This window comes from Streptococcus sp. 29887 (assembly GCF_032595075.1).
GTDB lineage: Bacteria > Bacillota > Bacilli > Lactobacillales > Streptococcaceae > Streptococcus > Streptococcus iners.
In genome coordinates this window covers 1,533,714-1,552,128 of the sequence record NZ_CP118735.1, presented here as the reverse complement: position 1 = coordinate 1,552,128, position 18,415 = coordinate 1,533,714, and the positions used below count along the sequence as shown (strand labels likewise).

Genomic DNA, 18,415 nt, shown 5'->3' with positions numbered 1-18,415 from the left:
TGGTTGAGAGAAATGGTAGCCGCTATGGCGGTCTACCTACTCCCCTCACTAGGTTCAAGGTTGAAAAAAATGTTGTTTTCAACCTTGAACCGTCGTAACACCGCTGGAGTAGGTGAACGGAAATCGCCATTAAGCGACTTTCCTAGCTACCTTACTAGGCTTTCAAGCAAAAAATATCGTTTTGCTTGAAAGTCGTCGTAATCCGATAAAGTTAGTAGATTGTTGATTGAGAGAAAAGGTGGCCGCTATGGCGGTCTGCCTACTCCCTTTACTAGGTTCAAGGTTGAAAAAAATGTCGTTTTTAACCTTAGAGCGTCGTAATCTCGCACTATTTAAGGTGTGGGAATCGCTGCTCTGCGACTTTCCTAGCTACCTTACTAGGCTTTCAAGCAAAAAATATCGTTTTGCTTGAAATACTAGTAATCCGATAAAGTTAGTAGATTGTTGATTGAGAGAAAAGGTAGTCGCTCTAGCAGCTTACTTAACCCAGTTAGAATGAGAGGCAATGAGATTCAGATTGATCCTATACGTTTAGAAGAGGTTTCCGTTTTGCAGGAGTTGGCCAAGCAGACCTTTGCTGAAACCTTTGCTCATGACAATGATCCAGAGGAGTTGGAAGCATTCTTCGAGGAGGCTTATTCCGTGGAGGTTTTGACCCGTGAGTTGTCGGACCCAAATTGCCAGCATTATTTTCTGAGGATTGGTGATCAGGTGGCTGGTTATCTCAAGCTCAACCAAGGTCCTGCCCAGACGGAGCAGGAGTTGGACAATGCCTTTGAAATTCAGCGTATCTATCTCTTGCAGGCTTTTCAAGGTCGCGGTCTTGGGAAGGTCTTGTTTGAATTTGCTTTGGAAAAAGCAGAGCAGTCTAGTTGTGACTGGGTCTGGCTGGGAGTTTGGGAACACAATTACAAGGCTCAGCAATTCTATACAAAATATGGATTTGAAAAATTTGGCCAGCATGAATTTGCGGTCGGTGATAAGATAGATGTGGATTGGCTACTGAAACGGCCTTTGCACCAGAAAGGATAATATGTTAGTAAGTTACAAATGGTTAAAAGAACTAGTTGACTTTGATGCGACAAGTCATGACTTGTCTGAAAAAATGTCAACAACAGGAATTGAAGTAGAAGGTGTTGAGCAAAAGAGTGCTGGCCTTTCTAAGTTGGTTGTCGGTCAGGTTGTGTCTGCTGAGCCAATTCCAGATACCCACCTCAATATCTGTCAGGTCAATGTGGGTGAGGAAATCACGCAAATCGTTTGCGGTGCTCCGAATGTCAAGCCTGGCATCAAGGTGATCGTCGCTCTGCCAGGAGCTCGTATCGCTGGAAACTACAAGATCAAGAAAGGCAAAATTCGCGGCGTTGAGTCTTTGGGTATGCTCTGCTCATTGAGCGAAATCGGCGTGTCCGACTCTGTGGTGCCAAAGGTCTATGCGGACGGTATCTACCACCTGCCAGAAGATGCAGTCGTGGGTGAGCCAATCTTTTCATACCTGGACCTGGACGACGAGATTATCGAGCTGTCCATCACGCCAAACCGTGCTGACGCCCTTTCTATGCGTGGCGTGGCTCACGAAGTGGCAGCTATCTATGACAGCAAGGTCAACTTCAAGCCTGTTGTCTTGGAAGAAAGCGATAAAAAAGCCAGCGATGTGATTGAAGTGGCTATCGAGTCGGACAAGGTGACTGCCTACACGGCCCGTGTTATTGAAAATGTGACTATCGCACCAAGTCCACAGTGGTTGCAAAATCTGCTCATGAACGCAGGTATCCGTCCGCTTAATAACGTGGTGGACATTACCAACTACATCTTGCTTTACTTCGGTCAGCCAATGCACGCCTTTGACTTTGACAAGTTTGACGGCAAGAAAATCGTGGCTCGTCAGGCAAAAGAGGGTGAGAACTTGGTAACTCTTGACGGCGAAGAACGTGACTTGATTGCTGATGACATTGTCATTTCCGTTGCGGACAAGGCAGTTGCCCTCGGTGGTGTTATGGGTGGTGCCAATACAGAAATCGACAATAGCTCTAAGACCGTCGTGCTGGAAGCTGCCCTTTTTGACGGCAAGTCTATCCGCAAGACCTCAGGTCGCCTCAACCTTCGGTCTGAGTCCTCTTCTCGCTTTGAAAAAGGCATCAACGTAGCGACCTTGACGGAGGCTATGGACACAGCGGCTGCTATGATTGCAGAGCTGGCTGGCGGTCAGGTCTTGTCTGGTATCGTTTCTGCGGGCAGCGTGGACACTTCGGACGTCCCAGTCACAGCAACCATTGATTACGTTAACCGCTCGCTCGGGACCAACCTCGACTATGCTCAAATCGCAGACATTTTCCGTCGTTTAGGTATGGAAACAACTGGCGATGCAAGTCAGTTTACAGTCGCAGTACCGCGTCGCCGTTGGGACATTCGCATTCCAGCGGACTTGGTAGAGGAAATCGCTCGTATTTATGGTTACAATAATCTACCGACCACTCTTCCGAAAGAGGACGGAACAGCAGGTGAGTTGACCCTGACCCAGAGCATCCGTCGCCAAGTTCGTAGCCTGGCAGAAGGTGCAGGTCTGACAGAAATCATTTCCTATGCTTTGACAAAGCCTGAAAAGGCTGTGGAGTTTGCGGCTCGTCCAACCACAGTCACTGAACTAATGTGGCCAATGACTGTTGACCGCTCTGCCCTCCGTCAGAACATGGTGTCTGGTATGCTGGAAACAGTAGCCTACAACGTGGCTCGTAAGAATAAGAACTTGGCCCTCTACGAAATCGGTAAAATCTTTGAACAGTCTGGCAATCCAAAAGAAGACTTGCCACAAGAAATCAATAAATTTGCCCTTGTCTTGACTGGCTTGGTAGCTGAGAAAGACTTCCAGACACCAGCTGTGCCTGTTGATTTCTTCCATGCCAAAGGGATTTTGGAAGCTATCTTTGCTCATTACAAGTTGGCAGTTGACTTTGTAGCGACTAGTGAGATTGCTGCCTTGCACCCAGGTCGTACAGCTGAAATTCATTTGAATGGGGAGGTAATCGGCTTTGTCGGTCAGGTACATCCTCAAACGGCTAAGGACTACGGTATTCCTGAGACCTATGTGGCTGAAATCAATCTGAATGCGATTGAAGAAGCCCTCCAGCCTGCTCAGCCATTTACCGAAATCTCTAAATTCCCAGCAGTTAGCCGTGATATTGCCCTGCTCTTGAGCAGTGATGTCAAACATCAGGATGTCCTGGATGCGATTGCTGGTGCTGGCGTGAAACGCTTGACCAAGGTGACCCTCTTTGACGTCTATGCTGGCAGCAATATTGAGGCTGGCAAGAAGTCTATGGCTTATAACCTGACCTTCCAAAATCCTGCGGACAGCCTGACGGATGAGGAAGTGGCTAAGTACATGGAGAAAATCAGTAAGTCGCTCGAAACACTTGGAGCTGAAATTCGTTAAACTTTAGTCTTTCATTTTATCTTTTATTACTTCGACGTATGAGGAAACTCCGTTTCCTTATCTCCAACTTCAAATAATTTCAGATTATTTGAACTCGCTTTGCCGTACTCGACAGCTGTGACTTGCTATCGCAAGTAATATTTCTAGCCTTACACAGACGGTTGGTCTGTGCAAGCTATCTGCAGCTTGTGATGCGAACTTTATTCGCTCTATTTCCGACCTCCAAAGGTTTCCCAAACCTTTGGAGCTAGTACAAAAGCAAACTGAAAGACTATACTACAAATCCTAGTCTGCGGGCTAGGATTTTTGGGAGGGAAGTATGAACACTCAAGGTATTCAAGAAAAATTTTTCCGAGATGGGAAGTTGCTTGTCATTCCGAAGAAATTAAAAAGTAAGCAGGTCTTGTTTGCCTACTTGCAGGAGGAATTGGCTAAGAAGGGCTCGACATTTACAGAAAAAGATGTCAATGCCTTTCTAGCTGAGATCTATGATGATTATGCTATTTTAAGACGTTACTTGGTAGATTATGGCTACCTATCGCGTGACCAGTATGGTTTGGAATACAGAATAGAAGAAGAGAACTGATGTCATCGAGTAGAGAAAGGCTGGTAATCTGATTTTATCAAATCCTAGTTTTCAGACTAGGATTTTTTGCAATTTTTTTATAGAATTTATAGAAATTTCTTGTACAAAATAGTATAATATATACAATTGAGAGCTAGTTTATCAATAGTAGGTATCAACTCAAGGAGATTTTTCCTTGATGGTCTTAGACCCGAAGGCTAAACGAAAGGGGTAATCTATGCTAAATAGTGATATTCGTGCGAAAGCAAGAGATATTAGAAGTACAACAGATGGGATGATTTTCTTGTTTATGCCCCCCATTTTGATTTCTTTCCTCTCTACTCTGGTTACATCTTACTTGAAGGTTGCTTATGGTTGGGCTGGTATCCCTATTTTTAACAAAACGGTTGAGGAATTTGGAAGTGTTCGTAGCTTTCAAATCCACCTATCTCCACCAAGCATATTTTTAAATCTGGCTATAGAATGTCTGATAATCACCGCTTGTTTTCAGCTCATACGAGTTGTTCGAAAAGAAGGTTGCCGTTTGACTTTCATGGATTGTTTTAACCGACTGGATGAGAAGAATATCTTCCCGCTGGTTTTAACGGTTGTCATTCGAAGAGCCTTGCTCTTTGTGTGCAGTCTACCGATTTTGATTGGAACCAGCTTGATTACTTGGGCGCTGTTAGATGAGGGAGCTTTAGGAGCTATCTATTTTGGACTACTACCAGACATCGGTGCTTTGTTTCATTCTAGTAGTATGCAATTAGGGCTAGCCTTGCTCATCATAGGTGGCTTAGTGACCAGTTTTATTGGCTATAGTTTTAGTCTGGTCGAATTTCTACTCTATGACCATGTGGAAATTGGGACCTACTCCTCACCTTTGGTCTTATTCAGACAGAGTTGGCAATTGATGAAAGGAAATAGATGGCGTTTGTTTTTGCTAGACCTGTCTTTCCTGGGCTGGTTTATCGGTATTTTCATGACTTTGGGATTGCTAGCTTTCCATGTTTATCCATATTATTGGACCTGTAGGGTCTTGTTTTATGAGGACTTGAAGGCAAAAAATCCTCTTGTCTTTAAAAGTCTTTTCTCAGAAAGCAATCGGTTTATGTCATCGTCGGTAGTTTAGCTTTTACTTTAGTAGAGTGAATAGTTGAGTTAACAAGTAGAGAGTTGAGAGGAGGGATGATGATGTGGATGAAGGAGAAGATGGCAGAAGCTACCCTGATCCGTGAGGCAACCCAGGGCATGACGGCCGCCTTTTCGCCTGTAGTTGTATTGTCTATTTGTCATCTTGTAGTGGGCTTACTTGCTGCTCTAAGAGGCTTTCTTCTGCTTAGGCAGGATAGCAGTCTGGTTGTAGAACGCTTGGTAGCCCATCTCTCTCTGGCCCTGGTCACTAGCTCGATATTGAATGCTATCATACACATTCTCTTTGGTCTAGCAAGCTTTCAGCTAATAGACTTTCTCAAAGGGCAAGTGGACAAGCTCAGTTTAAAGGGGAGCCTGTCCCTTTCTAGAAAGGAGTGGACAAAACCAGTTTTAATCACCCTGATTTTCCATTACTCGATTGATTTTCTAGCGGGGTTACCGCTGGGCATAGGTATTGGCCATCTCATCGTCGGCTTGGTTTTACATAGTTTGATGATTTTATCACCTGGGGCAATGGCAGAGCTGGCACTTTATCATCCAAGCCAATTCTTACAGACAGGCTTCATTCTTCTGGTCCTTGGAAGTCTAATCTATTTCTTTATCCATTATCGCTTCTCCCAGACCGTATTTGTTTTATATGATCAACTAGCAGAGGACCGCTACCATCAGCCTAGAGCTGTTTTTCAAGAAAGTCAGCTATTGATGAAGGGAGCTTATTGGAAAGCTTTCTGTTTGGACTTGGCATTTTTTGTCTGGTTTATCAGTGAATGCCTGACCCTCAACCTTCTATCTTTTTATGTCAGACCTTACTATCAAATCAGCAGAGCTATTTTTTATCAGGATTTAAAAGAAAGACTGTCAGCTAGTGAATAGCCGACAGTCTTTCTTCATTATTGAGCTGTATTTTTATTTTTAAAGTAGAGGTCGTAAACCAACCAGGCGATGACAAGACCTTGGACGATGAGGCTGATAACGGATCCTTCCACACCGAAAGCACCGCCTGACAACCAGTCTGGGCCAGAGGTTTCTACTGCAATAAAGGCTTGACCAGCCTGGTTACCGCTCACTGGAAAGGCGAAGACATTTCCTTGGAAACAATTCCATGCGGCATGGATACCACCAATCACCCAGAGATTGCCTGTTTTCAACATGACCAGACAGGCCAGAATGGCAAAGAGGGTCAGGTCTAGGATAGGAATGAGGGAGATAGCATTATTTCCCAAGTGGAGAAAGGTGAAGAAGAGGGAAGAAATAAGGATACCGACAGGGATATTGTGCTTGGTAGCTAGGGAAGAAAACATCCAGCCCCGAGTGAGTAATTCTTCGGTCGTTCCCTGAACGGACCAGGCCAAGACCAGAATGAGAAATTCCCCCAGAAAGGCGGGCGAAACATGGAAGCTAGTAAACTGCACGACACCAAAGGCCCACATGAGCAAAACGCAGGCTGTTAACATGGCTGCACCAATTCCCCAACCAAGTATGAAGTCTTTGAAGGCTCCTTTTTTTATCATGCCCAGTCCAGACCAGGAGCTCTTTTCAACAAATCTAGCCCAGAGGATAACAGCGAGGCTGATAAAGGCAAAGGAAAATAATTCCAAACTTAGTGATATAAATGGATCGTAGATGTAGTTGAAAAATAAGGTCATTATGACTATATAGCCGATAATTTCCGCTAGAATCATCAAGATAATGCCCACGATAGGCGATAGGATAAAATTGAGGTTAAAGCGTGATTTGGCTTTTTCTGAAATGAATGCTGTTTTCATATTTTTCTCCTAGTTTGTGTTTAGTACTAGTCTATCATATTTTCCTATGGAAAACTAGACAGAATTTTGTTAAGCGTGATATAATGATACAAAAGTATAAAAGGAGAATATCTATGAAACTAATGGATTGGCTAAGAGATTTTCAATTTGGCGAACACCAATTGGTAGGTCCATTTTTCTATGCAACCCCGCTCGCTTTGAAATTTGAAGTTGGTCCTGCAGAGGAGGCTGAAACCCTTCCTAAGAAAGTTTATCTGGACCGAGCTTATGCGCGTGCGGTTGAGCTTTTGGAGCGGGCTAGTTCAGGATACGACTATGTGGTTCTCTCTCTTCTTCAAGAGGAAGAAAGGGATATAGCCAGCTACCTCTGGCATTTTACATCGAAATTTAACTTTAACAAGTGTCCTGAGCCTGAGCTGATAGAAGTGGAGGACTGGACGGGAGAAGTGCTGGTCTTTGAACGCTATCTTTTCCCAGTCGCTGACCAAGATTTGAAAGCTCTTTTGTGGGAGATCATCAAGGCCGACCATGGTGGTTTTCACTACCTTTCATCTTCTGTATTCTTCCTATCCAGTAAGGAAAAGGTCATTTATCATTGCTATGACGATAGGGGAGTGGATGTTGCGGTGGTGGATGATGACAAGCGTCGCCAGCTTTTTACGGACTGCCATAACCTGCTTTTTGACTATGATATGGAGGAGATGGTGAGGAGGATGGAGAGCTAGAAATCCTTGTCTAAAGATGGTATACTACATCTGGAATCAACATTTGAAGGAGATTTTATGGAAATTGATAACCGACTGGTTCTCTTAGGAGATCAGTTAAAAGAACATTTAGGAAAAGGCAGTAAAGTAAAAATGGCTGCAGCAACTTTTTCCATGTTTGCTTATCAGTCTTTAAAAGAAGAGCTCGAGCAAATTGAAGAGCTGCAATTTATTTTTACAAGTCCAACCTTCACGACCAATGAAGTTGCGAAAGAGTACCGCGAATACACCATACCAAAGAAACAGCGAGAATCATCTATATTTGGAGCTGAGTACGAGCTCAAATTGATGAATGAGCTGACCCAAAAATCTCTTGCTAGAGAATGTGCCGACTGGGTACGTCGAAAGGCTCAGTTTAAGTCTGTCAATGTCCATGAAGAAATTGACAACGGCATTCGGATTGACAACGGTCAAATCATCGCAGTAGACAAGCTGAAAAACTTTGACCGTAAGGAACTGGGTTATGAAAATTCACTTTTTAAGTCCAGTCGCAATCTCTACACAGAGCCACAAAGTTTGACCTATCTACGAAACTTTGAAGACTACTGGGAAAATGATGAATATTTCCGTGATGTGACCGAGGAAGTTTTAGAAAATCTGACCCTGGCCCATAAGGAACATTCGCCAGAGTTTCTCTACTATGTCATGCTTTATAATATCTTTAGTGAATTTTTAGAAGATGTCAATCAAGACCAACTGCCAAATGAACATGTTCAGTATAAGGAAACCAAGATTTGGAATCTCTTGTATGATTTTCAAAAGGATGCGGTCAAGTCGCTGATTTCAAAATTGGAACGATACAACGGCTGTATCTTGGCGGATTCGGTCGGTCTAGGAAAAACCTTTACAGCTCTTGCTGTCATGACCTACTATGCCTATCGAGGCAAACGGATCTTGGTTCTTTGTCCCAAAAAGTTGGAGCATAACTGGAACATGTACCGTCACGACTATGTCAACAATCCCATTTACGACCGCTATCTCCAGTATGATGTTCTCTACCATACAGACCTCAGCCGTGACAAGGGAATATCAAATGGAATTGATTTAGCACTTAATCGTTGGGATACCTATGATTTGGTGGTTATTGATGAATCACACAATTTTAGAAACGGTGGATCATCTGATGCCGAGATTGAAGAAGGTCGTGAAAACCGCTATTCCCGCTTGATGAATCGGATTATCAAAAGCGGTGTGCCGACAAAGGTTCTTATGTTGTCTGCTACACCTGTCAATAATCGCTTTAATGATTTGAAAAATCAAATTGCCCTAGCCTATGAGGGCGATGCGACACAATTTGATGCCAAATTAGATACCAAATCCTCCATCAATGATATCTTCCGTATGGCACAGGCTGCTTATAATCAATGGGCAGAGCTACCAGCAGAATCACGGACGACAGCAGCTTTACTAGATAGACTTGATTTTGATTTCTTTAAAGTCCTTGATAGCGTGACCATTGCACGAAGCCGTAAGCATATCCGACAATTTTATGATAGAAATGCGATTGGTGATTTTCCAGAACGACTGGCCCCTAAAAACTTCTATCCAGACTTGACGGTCAATCGAAGAGATATTACTTATGAACGGATTTATGCTCTGTTAGACCAACTTCAATTAACAATCTATCAGCCAAGTCTTTTCATTCATCCCTCAAAACGTTCCCGCTATGAAAAAGCGGAAGGGCAAGGTTTGACCCAGCTTGGACGGGAAACGGGAATTAAGAAACTGATGATGATCAACCTCTTGAAACGCTTGGAAAGTTCTATCGAGGCCTTTCGCTATACCTTGATTGAGGTGGTCAAGGCTTATGTAGACAAAACAATTCTGAGCATAGAAGAGTTTGAAGTTGCAGGTGGTGAAGGGAATGTTCAGTTGCAAGAGTTGGCTGAAGATGATTTTGATGTCGAAGATAGCAACACGGATTTCTTTGTTGGAAAGAAATTCCCTATCAAGCTGGCAGATATGGACTACCTATCTTGGAAGAGGGATTTACAGGCTGACCAAACAGTGTTGAGAGAATTAGAAAATCTGGTCAATTTAATCACACCACAGGAAGATCAGAAATTACAGACCTTGTTTAACTTGATTGATGACAAATTGGCACAGCCAATCAATCCAGATAACAAGAAAGTGATTATCTTCTCAGCCTTTGCGACGACAACAGACTATCTTTATAAAAATATTAGCCATTATCTCTTGGATAAGTATGGACTTCACACAGCCCAGATTTCAGGGACAAAAGGCTTTTCGACCACTTTGCCACTCAAAAATAAGGACTTGAACACCCTTCTGACCTATTTTTCACCGAGATCCAAGCAGAAGGACTTGCTTTATCCTGATGATCATCGAGAAATTGATGTCTTGATTGCGACAGATGTTATCTCAGAAGGTCAAAACCTGCAGGATGCTGATACCATGATTAACTATGACATTCACTGGAATCCTGTCCGTATTGTCCAGCGCTTTGGACGGGTAGATCGTATCGGTAGTCAGAACAAATACATCCAGCTGGTCAATTTTTGGCCAAACATTGCTTTGGACACTTATATCGATCTCAAGGCGCGTGTGGAATCCAGAATGAAAATCTCAGTTCTGACTTCAACGGCTGATGACAATGTCTTGACCAACGAGGAAATCGAGGACAATAATTATCGGAAGAAACAGCTCGAACGCCTCCAGACAGAGGTCGTTGATTTGGAAGATATGAATGAGGGGATTTCCATTATGGATCTAGGTTTGGAAGACTACCGTATGGACCTGCTCAGCTATTTAGCCAAACATCCAGAGTTAGAAGCGATGCCTAAAGGTCTTCAAGCAGTGGTGCAGGCAGGGCAAGGTCAACCAGCTGGAGCCATCTTCCTCTTGAAGAATATTGCCCACCAGACCCATCTCAGTAAGAAAAATCGTCTTCATCCCTACTATCTGGTCTATATCAGTGACCAGGGAGAAACGGTCTACTCCATTGCAGATACCAAGGCATTGCTGGAGCACCTACGCATGATTACCAAGGGCAAAAATCAGCCTGAGAAAGATTTGGTGGCAACCTACAATCGTGCCACTGATGATGGTGCCAAAATGGAGCATTACTCCGACCTCTTGCAAAGAAGTCTTGAAAATCTCGTGGAGAGTGATGAGGAGACCTTCAATGAGTCCCTCTTCACGTCAGATACCATTGACTTTATGGATAGCGGGGTGGACGGAAGTGATGATTTTGAACTAATGGCCTTCTTTGCCGTTTTGAAAGGAGAAGACTAAGATGCCATTTTTACCATCTACTCTAATTCCAAGACCCAAAGTCCTCTACAAGCCTTATCAAAAAGGCAACAAGGACTTTCTAGATAATTTTGGCCTGTCTACAGCTGATAAGCAGCTCCTCCGGCAACAAATCGGTCAGATTACCGCTACCCATCAACTAGATGCCAAGACCCTCCCCATTCCAGCGGGTAAGACCATTCAGCAAATCATCGTCCTTCGGATTGATCTCTTGAGTCAGCAACTAGACCCGCACTTACTAGCAGAGCTGGACACTTATCTGGGATTTTACACCCTCTTTCATCTGGTATTTCCAGATGGGACAAGCCAGTATTTGATTCATTTTAAGGAAAAGCTGGCGCAATCGAGAGAGGGTCGGAATTTTAAGATTGTTCGTCACTTTCAAACAGATAAACCTCTGGCATTGACCTACCAAGAAAGAGACTTGGACCAGTTTTATGAAAACTTGGTCAAACAAGCGGGGGAAGAAGAACTGGTCGGAGGCGAAGCTTCTATCAAAGAACAGATTGAGCAGACGGAACGCTTAGCAGCAATGGAAAAGCAAGCAGCCCAGCTCAAGAAAAAGATGTTTGCCGAAAAAGCCATGCGCAAACAAATGGAGCTTCGAAAGGCCTACAAAGCCCTAGAAGAAGAAATCCAACAGTTGAGAACCAGCATTCACAGTTCAGCACCTTCATCTAAGGCTAGTTTTTAAGCTACTCATCGTTAGTTTTTTCAAAATATAGCCAGTATTTCTTCAAAAAACTATTACTTATATGAAAGCACTTCACAAGTGAATACAGGTTCAAAAAAAATCCACAGTAAATTCTGTGGAGAATATGGTATAATAGAACAGTAGAAAAGTTCCAAAAGCGGGGTGGAAATCTATTTTGGGAGGTGGTGCCTATGCAGTACCGAACTAGAAAGGTTTGCCGCAATGTCTGTCGCAGAGGCCCTTGGGCTGATGTTTCAGTTTGGCACGTTACTAATCGTGCTACTGACATTTATTTTTAACAATCGTAAAAAATAAAAGACAGCCAACCGCTACGAAACTTTGACCGAGTGAACTAGCAGGTTGACTGTAATCTTCATTCGTCCCGTCTTTAAAATGCTCAAACAGTCTGGGAGACTGTTTGAGGTCGTTTCTCGAAAACGGAAGGAAACGATACTGGGATTGAGTTGACGCTCAATCCCTTTTTCAAAACCATTATACCACAAACTAAAATCGTTTGACAAATGCTACATGAAATTTTAGTAAGCATTAAAATCCAGGTGAATTCTGTAAAAAAACATGGTATAATAGAACAGTAGAAAAGTGCTCCTGTATCCATGAATGGATGTAGGAGAAAGACGGTGGTTACTTTCTAAGTGAGAGGACGGTGATGCCTATGAGCAACTCATCAAAATCTGACGGAAAGGGGGTAACAATCTTTTGACAGCGTTTGAAGTGGTACAAACTTTATTGAGTTTTGGTGGTTTTACCATCGCCTTGATAGGGTTGTGCTATAAAATCTTCAAAGATGATGACCAAAAGAAATAGCCGTCAATACTTTGGCTAGTAACGGCTATTTCTGAATAGTTAAAAATGAGCCACCGTCTTTAAAGCGGTTCTACTGGGATTGAGTTGGCGCTCAATCCTTTTTTCGAAACTATTATATCACAAACTAAAATCGTTTGACAATTTTTTATCTACATCATCAAAAAAGGCTTGACAGCCTAAGAAAAGGAGATTACCATGAGCACAGCAAAGTTTGGAGAATACACTCAAGTTGAAAAGCTAGACCTGACTTCAAAAGATATTTTATCAGACAATATTGCAAAGATTGGTCAGCTTTTTCCTGAGGTTCTAACAGAAAGTAGTGATGAAAATGGCAGGTTGCGTCCAGCTATTGACTTTGACAAGCTACGCCAATTCCTTTCAAGAGAGATTGTTGAGGGGCGGGAGTCTTATGAGTTTACCTGGGTCGGCAAACGCGGAGCGATTGCGGAGGCAGGTAAACCGACCAGCCAGACCCTTCGCCCAGATCTTGAGGAAAGTGTTGACTTTGACAAGTCTGAAAATGTCTTTATAACAGGGGACAACTTGGAAGTCCTCAAGGTCTTGCAGGAGTCTTATCTGGGCAAGATTGATATGATTTACATCGATCCGCCATACAATACAGGCAAGGACTTTGTATATTCAGATAAATTCCAGATGAGCGAGGAAGAACTGGCAGATGAAATGGATCTGCGAGATGAGGACGGTTTGCAACGGGTGGGCTTGACCAAGAATGAAAAATCCTCCGCCCGCTATCACTCTGACTGGCTCAATATGATGTACCCTCGCCTAGTCCTTGCCCGCAACCTCCTCAAAGACAGTGGCGTTATCTTTATCTCCATTGACGATAACGAACAAGCCAACCTCAAAGCTATCTGTGATGAGATATTTGGGGAAGAGAATTTTGTTACAAATTTTTGCTGGCATAATAATAAAAAAGGGCGGCAAATGGATAAATTTGTAAAAAATTCATTTGAAAACATATTACTATACTCTAAAAATATTAATGAACTTGAGATTAATTCAAAAAAGGTTCAAGTTGATTTGAAAAAATATGATCAAGTTGATTCGATTTCAAGGTATAAAAAGGGTTATCCATTGCATAACGGTACTGCTTCGTTCCATATTGATAATCGACCAAATCTGGCATATTCAATTTATTACAACCCATTTTCAGCAAATGTGAAGATCCTTGATGAGAAAGTTCTAGGTGATTCTGGCTATGAGATCGTTTTGAGTAAAGAAGGTCAAAATCTACTAACTAGAGGTTTTGTACGAGTGGTACCTAAGTATAACTCAAAATATGATAATCAACGTGTATGGAGATGGAGCGCAGAAAAATTTCTAAAAGAGTATAAGAGTGAATTAATATTTGTACAGGAGGATCAAGGATATTATTTTTATCAAAAAGAACGTATAGATGATGAGGGAACCAAAAATCAGCAGTTCACTAATTATATAGATATTGATACTTCTAATGGGAAAATTGAATTAAATCGTCTATTCGATAATAAAACTTATTTTGATTTCCCAAAAACAATTAAGTTGATAAAAATGCTTTGTGACATAAAATTAGGGACAGATTCAGTTATCCTCGACTTCTTCGCTGGCTCTGCAACCACAGCTGATGCAGTCATGCAGTTGAATGCTGAAGACGGTGGTAATCGTAAGTACATTCTTTGTACGTTGGATGAACAAGTGGCAGACAAGTCAGCTGCCAAGGAGGCTGGCTATCAAACCATTGACCAGATTTCTCGTGAGCGGATTCGTCGGGCTGCTAAAAAGATTCAGGAAGAACATCCTGAAACCGTCGGCAAGCAAGACTTTGGTTTTAGAGCTTATAAGCTAGACAGTTCAAACTTCAAGGATGTCAGCCAAACACCAGACAGCTTTAGCCAAGAAAGTCTTTTTGACAGTGTTTCCAATATCAAAGACGGTCGGACAGACCTTGACCTCCTCTTCCAGATTATGCTGACCTGGGGGATGGAGCTATCCCTTCCAATCGTTAAAACTCAAATTGACGGCACAGACATTTACAATGTAGCAGACGGTGCCTTGATAGCCTGCTTTGCCGATGAAATTTCAGAAAGCGTCCTCCGCCAAATCGCTAAAGAAGAGCCACTTCGTGCGGTCTTCAAGGATGAATCCTTCGCCAACTCCGCAGCCAAAATCAACCTCGGTCAAATCTTCAAAGAAGAAGCCCCAAATACCAAAGTGAAGGTGGTGTAGGGGTATGAACAATTATTTACAAATTTCAATATCAGAGAGAATAAATAAAAAGTTAAATTCACTCAATATTGTCCGAAATGCTCGAATTGCTGCTGGAAAAAGATTGGCAGGATATGCAGCTTTGTGGGACGTACTATTCTTGATTATGAATATCATTTCTGCGACAATGCTCATTTATTCGTTGATACAAAATGAAACTGAAACAAGATTGGTTATATCAGCAACTTTTTCACTATATTCACTAATCATTCAATATTATTGTTCAACACAAAACTATAAAGAAAGAGCGATTAAATTTCATTATCATCAAATTCAACTTGAGAGATTTATTACTGAGTTACAAAAGTTGTTTCTATTTCGTGTAAGTCATGCTGAGAAACTTAGAAGATATGAAGAGATTATGAATAGTTATCACGTTTGCTTGCAAGGGGAAGAAAATCATTCATCAGTTGATAGATTTTGTGAAGATAATAAAAAGTATATAGAGTCAAAGAACTTTAGGGAAAACAAGTTTTATCACTATATAAATATAGATACAGTGGTTATGTATTCCCAGTTCCTCATAATTATTATTTTTATTGTGTTATATTTTTATGCAGGATCGGAGGCAACCAATGAAACTTCAATTTAAACAGCAGCAATTTCAGTTAGATGCGGTGGCCTCTGTTGTGGATGTTTTTGCTGGTCAGGGCAAACATAGCGGTTTTGACTACCACATGGACAAAGGTCAGGGAATGGATGCGGAACTGGATATGAATTTTATCGGTTTCCGCAATGCTCCCATCCAGCTTTCGCAGGACATTGTCAGCCAGCAGGTACGAAATCAGCAGCTCCGCTATGGACTTAAACCTTCTGAAAACCTATCCATCCAAAAAGTGGATGGTCGTCCGTCTTACAATTTGACCATTGAGATGGAGACAGGGACAGGGAAGACCTATACCTACATCCGCACCCTGATGGAGCTCAATAAGCAGTATGGCTGGCTCAAGTTTATCATTGTGGTGCCGAGTATCGCCATTCGTGAGGGGGTGCTCAAGTCCTTTGAGATCATGGCAGACCATTTTCAGATGGAGTACGGCAAGAAACCACGTTACTTTGTCTATGATTCTAGCCGTTTGGGAGAGCTGGACAAGTTCGCCAATTCCTCGGATATTCAGGTCATGATTATCAACTCCCAGGCCTTTAATGCCACTGGAGCGGATGCCCGTCGCATTCACACCGAGCAGGAAAGTTTCCGCTGGAGAAAGCCCATCGATGTTATCGCAGCGACCAATCCCATTTTGATCATCGATGAGCCTCAGTCGGTTGAGGGGAAAAAGACTAAAGAACGCTTGGAGGACTTCAAGCCTCTATTTACCCTCCGCTATTCAGCCACCCATAAGGACAAGCACGATATGATTTATCGTCTGGATGCCTTGGACGCCTATAATAAAAAGCTGGTCAAGAAGATTGCCGTTAAGACCGTGGAGCAGACTTCTACCACAGGTACACAAGGCTACCTTTATCTGCAAGAACTGGTTCCGCAAAAATCAGGAGCACCCAAGGCTCGAATTGAGTTTGAAATGCGGACTAAGTCAGGTGATGTCAAGCGTGTAACCAAATTGGTGGAAGAGCCTTTTGCTCTCTATGAAGAGTCTGGTAATCTCCCAGCCTATCAAGATGGTTGGACCTTGAGTCATTTTGATGCGCGTGAGGGTGAAAATTCCATTCAAATCGGTGCCAATCGCAAACTCCATGTGGGCGAAGTGATTGGGGAAACCAACGAAGATGACATCCGTCGTATCCAGATTCGGGAAACCATTGCCAGTCACCTGCAAAAAGAAGAAGGCCTTTACAAACGAGGTATCAAGGTGCTATCCCTTTTCTTCATTGATGAGGTAGCTAAGTACAAGTGCTACGACGAGCAAAATGATGCCTACAATGGCACCTATGCCCAGATGTTTGAAGAGGAATATGAAGCCCAGGTCAAGGCCTTGTTGGCAGATCCCAACCTCCATGGCAGCAACTTTTGGCATTATCTAAATAATCATCAGGAAGGCAATCCTGTTCACGCAGGTTATTTCTCCGTTGATAAGGTGAAAAAATCGGACAAGGTCAAGTTTGTGGATTACAAATCGGCAACTGAGAAGAAAAACAACCAGTCCAACGACAAGGATGCCTTTGATTTGATTATGAAGGACAAGGAGCGTCTGCTGTCCTTTGATGAGCCAGTACGCTTTATCTTCTCCCACTCAGCCCTCAAAGAAGGCTGGGACAATCCTAATGTCTTCCAGATTTGTACTCTGAAAAATACGGGTACGGAGACAGAAAAACGGCAAAAGATTGGTCGTGGGATGCGTCTTGCTGTTGACCAAAAAGGTGTCCGTCAGGATGAGGAACTCTTAGGAGCTGATGTTCATAATATTAACAAGCTGACCGTCATTGCCAATGAAAGCTATGAGGATTTTGCAAAGAACTTGCAAAGAGAACTCAAGGAAATCTTGGCTGATCGACCAAGCAAGGTGGAAGTGGACCTCTTTGTCAATAAGGTCTTGGAAAATGAAACTGGTCAAAAACTGACTGTCACCAAGGAAGTGGCTAAAGAGATTGAACGCCAGTTGATTAAGCAAGATTATATTGACAGCAAGGGAAATCTGACCACCACTTACTTTGAACAAAAAGAAACAAGTCAGTTTACTTTATCTGAAAATCTGGCTGGCTATGAAGTGGCTGTAAAAGACATCTTGGAATCTATTTACGATGCCAATCGTTACCAGATTGAGCGTGAAAATGATTCGGAAGTTGTTTTTGCAAGAGAGATCAATCCTGACAACTACAACCGTCAAGAGTTTAAACGTTTGTGGGAAAGCATTCATCACAAGTCCACCTACTATGTCGAGTTTGACGACGAGGAGTTGATTGAAAAATCTGTCAAGGCCTTGAATGAGTCTCTGTTTGTCAAAAAGCCAAGCTATATGATTACAGAGGCTGAGGCTAGGGAAATGAAGGCTGAGCAAGGTTTGGATTTCAAGGTCAATAAAGACGGTAAGCGTCAGGCTGAATTGGACAAGTCTTCTATTCAACTCCGCTATGATTTGTTGGGTGAAATCGCCAGTCGCACGGAGTTGAAACGAAAAACAGTTGCTCATATTCTGAAACAAATCTCACCAAGCAAATTTGACATGTTCGCCTATAACCCTGAGGCATTTATCCAACAAGCTAGCAGACTTATCGATGACCAAAAGGCCAGTCAGGTGATTGAGCATATCCGCTACAATATCTTGGAAGAAACCTTTGACACTTCTGTTTTTACGGATAACCCAGAAAGCGGAAAATTGTCGGACAAACGGATACTGGAATCGCAAAAAGGCGTGTATAATTATGTTAAGGTTGATTCGGATACGGAGCGGAAGTTCAAAGAAGAGCTGGATCAATTTGAAGATGTCATGGTCTACACCAAATTACCTAGCAATTTTAAGATTTCCACCCCTCTGGGTGCTTACAACCCTGACTGGGCAATTGCCTTTCGAGATGGTTCGGTTAAGCATGTCTACTTTGTAGCCGAAACCAAGGGTTCCATGTCTAGTTTGCAACTGAAAGGGGCAGAGCTTGCAAAAATTGAGTGTGCCAAGGCCCACTTCAAAGCCTTGAAAGAAAAAGGTTTGATTGCGGACGACCACATGTACGATGTGGTGGATTCCTATGAAAAATTATTAGAAATCGTGAGGGGATAGG

General features: G+C 42.7%; 14 protein-coding genes. 13 read left to right on the top strand and 1 reads right to left on the bottom strand.

The annotated features are described in order from the left end of the window. Positions 1 to 495 precede the first annotated feature (495 nt). The 5 genes from PW252_RS07540 (at position 496) to PW252_RS07520 (ending at position 6,026) form a co-directional block, all read left to right on the top strand. Entirely contained in the window at positions 496 to 1,032 is a 537-nt protein-coding gene (locus PW252_RS07540; protein ID WP_248049087.1) for a GNAT family N-acetyltransferase, read from the top strand. Between the two features lies 1 nt (position 1,033). Then, positions 1,034 to 3,433, top strand: a complete 2,400-nt coding sequence (gene pheT / locus PW252_RS07535; RefSeq protein WP_248049047.1) for a phenylalanine--tRNA ligase subunit beta — start codon at positions 1,034 to 1,036, stop codon at positions 3,431 to 3,433. Positions 3,434 to 3,752: 319 nt separating this feature from the next. Then, entirely contained in the window at positions 3,753 to 4,019 is a 267-nt protein-coding gene (locus PW252_RS07530; protein ID WP_248049045.1) for a DUF2087 domain-containing protein, read from the top strand. Positions 4,020 to 4,236: 217 nt separating this feature from the next. Further along, positions 4,237 to 5,130: a DUF975 family protein gene (locus PW252_RS07525; protein ID WP_248049043.1), complete on the top strand. Its 894-nt coding sequence runs from the start codon at positions 4,237 to 4,239 to the stop codon at positions 5,128 to 5,130. A 56-nt stretch (positions 5,131 to 5,186) separates the two neighbouring features. Then, positions 5,187 to 6,026 (top strand): DUF975 family protein, encoded by an 840-nt coding sequence (locus PW252_RS07520; RefSeq protein WP_248049042.1) that lies wholly within the window; start codon positions 5,187 to 5,189, stop codon positions 6,024 to 6,026. 17 nt (positions 6,027 to 6,043) lie between these two features. Here the strand turns inward: PW252_RS07520 and PW252_RS07515 are convergent, their stop codons facing one another. Next, positions 6,044 to 6,919, bottom strand: a complete 876-nt coding sequence (locus PW252_RS07515) for a CPBP family intramembrane glutamic endopeptidase (RefSeq protein WP_248049041.1) — start codon at positions 6,917 to 6,919, stop codon at positions 6,044 to 6,046. Positions 6,920 to 7,032: 113 nt separating this feature from the next. Between PW252_RS07515 and PW252_RS07510 the strand changes: the two genes are divergently transcribed. From PW252_RS07510 to PW252_RS07480, 8 genes are all read left to right on the top strand, one after another. Beyond that, positions 7,033 to 7,644, top strand: a complete 612-nt coding sequence (locus PW252_RS07510) for a DUF3885 domain-containing protein (protein ID WP_248049039.1) — start codon at positions 7,033 to 7,035, stop codon at positions 7,642 to 7,644. A gap of 57 nt (positions 7,645 to 7,701) precedes the next feature. Further along, positions 7,702 to 10,938 carry a helicase-related protein gene (locus PW252_RS07505; RefSeq protein ID WP_248049037.1) on the top strand — a complete coding sequence of 1,079 codons (3,237 nt, stop codon included), beginning with the start codon at positions 7,702 to 7,704 and terminating at the stop codon, positions 10,936 to 10,938. A 1-nt stretch (position 10,939) separates the two neighbouring features. Next, on the top strand, positions 10,940 to 11,650 hold the full coding sequence (locus PW252_RS07500; protein ID WP_248049035.1) for a DUF4391 domain-containing protein: 711 nt from the start codon (positions 10,940 to 10,942) through the stop codon (positions 11,648 to 11,650). 222 nt (positions 11,651 to 11,872) lie between these two features. Further along, the gene (locus PW252_RS11345) at positions 11,873 to 11,965 is read left to right on the top strand and encodes a putative holin-like toxin (protein ID WP_221622108.1); all 93 of its coding nucleotides are present in this window, start codon (positions 11,873 to 11,875) and stop codon (positions 11,963 to 11,965) included. A gap of 417 nt (positions 11,966 to 12,382) precedes the next feature. Next, positions 12,383 to 12,475, top strand: coding sequence for a putative holin-like toxin (locus PW252_RS11340; RefSeq protein ID WP_079269952.1), 93 nt, complete (start codon positions 12,383 to 12,385; stop codon positions 12,473 to 12,475). Between the two features lie 195 nt (positions 12,476 to 12,670). Beyond that, positions 12,671 to 14,701 (top strand): site-specific DNA-methyltransferase, encoded by a 2,031-nt coding sequence (locus PW252_RS07490; RefSeq protein ID WP_248049033.1) that lies wholly within the window; start codon positions 12,671 to 12,673, stop codon positions 14,699 to 14,701. A 4-nt stretch (positions 14,702 to 14,705) separates the two neighbouring features. After that, positions 14,706 to 15,332, top strand: a complete 627-nt coding sequence (locus tag PW252_RS07485) for an SLATT domain-containing protein (RefSeq protein ID WP_105100399.1) — start codon at positions 14,706 to 14,708, stop codon at positions 15,330 to 15,332. Continuing rightward, a complete protein-coding gene (locus PW252_RS07480) occupies positions 15,316 to 18,414 on the top strand; it encodes a type III restriction-modification system endonuclease (protein WP_248049031.1) in 3,099 nt (1,032 codons plus the stop codon). The genes PW252_RS07485 and PW252_RS07480 overlap by 17 nt, the downstream gene beginning before the upstream one ends. Position 18,415: the final 1 nt, after the last annotated feature.

What these genes read in the sequence shown, in the direction of transcription:
- PW252_RS07515 (WP_248049041.1), bottom strand. Translation starts at nt 6,919, where the DNA reads ATGAAAACAGCATTCATTTCAGAAAAAGCCAAATCACGCTTTAACCTC.
- PW252_RS07510 (WP_248049039.1), top strand. Translation starts at nt 7,033, where the DNA reads ATGAAACTAATGGATTGGCTAAGAGATTTTCAATTTGGCGAACACCAA.
- PW252_RS07540 (WP_248049087.1), top strand. Translation starts at nt 496, where the DNA reads ATGAGAGGCAATGAGATTCAGATTGATCCTATACGTTTAGAAGAGGTT.
- PW252_RS07525 (WP_248049043.1), top strand. Translation starts at nt 4,237, where the DNA reads ATGCTAAATAGTGATATTCGTGCGAAAGCAAGAGATATTAGAAGTACA.
- PW252_RS11345 (WP_221622108.1), top strand. Translation starts at nt 11,873, where the DNA reads ATGTCTGTCGCAGAGGCCCTTGGGCTGATGTTTCAGTTTGGCACGTTA.
- PW252_RS07520 (WP_248049042.1), top strand. Translation starts at nt 5,187, where the DNA reads ATGATGATGTGGATGAAGGAGAAGATGGCAGAAGCTACCCTGATCCGT.
- PW252_RS07490 (WP_248049033.1), top strand. Translation starts at nt 12,671, where the DNA reads ATGAGCACAGCAAAGTTTGGAGAATACACTCAAGTTGAAAAGCTAGAC.
- PW252_RS07480 (WP_248049031.1), top strand. Translation starts at nt 15,316, where the DNA reads ATGAAACTTCAATTTAAACAGCAGCAATTTCAGTTAGATGCGGTGGCC.
- pheT (WP_248049047.1), top strand. Translation starts at nt 1,034, where the DNA reads ATGTTAGTAAGTTACAAATGGTTAAAAGAACTAGTTGACTTTGATGCG.
- PW252_RS07485 (WP_105100399.1), top strand. Translation starts at nt 14,706, where the DNA reads ATGAACAATTATTTACAAATTTCAATATCAGAGAGAATAAATAAAAAG.
- PW252_RS07505 (WP_248049037.1), top strand. Translation starts at nt 7,702, where the DNA reads ATGGAAATTGATAACCGACTGGTTCTCTTAGGAGATCAGTTAAAAGAA.
- PW252_RS07500 (WP_248049035.1), top strand. Translation starts at nt 10,940, where the DNA reads ATGCCATTTTTACCATCTACTCTAATTCCAAGACCCAAAGTCCTCTAC.
- PW252_RS07530 (WP_248049045.1), top strand. Translation starts at nt 3,753, where the DNA reads ATGAACACTCAAGGTATTCAAGAAAAATTTTTCCGAGATGGGAAGTTG.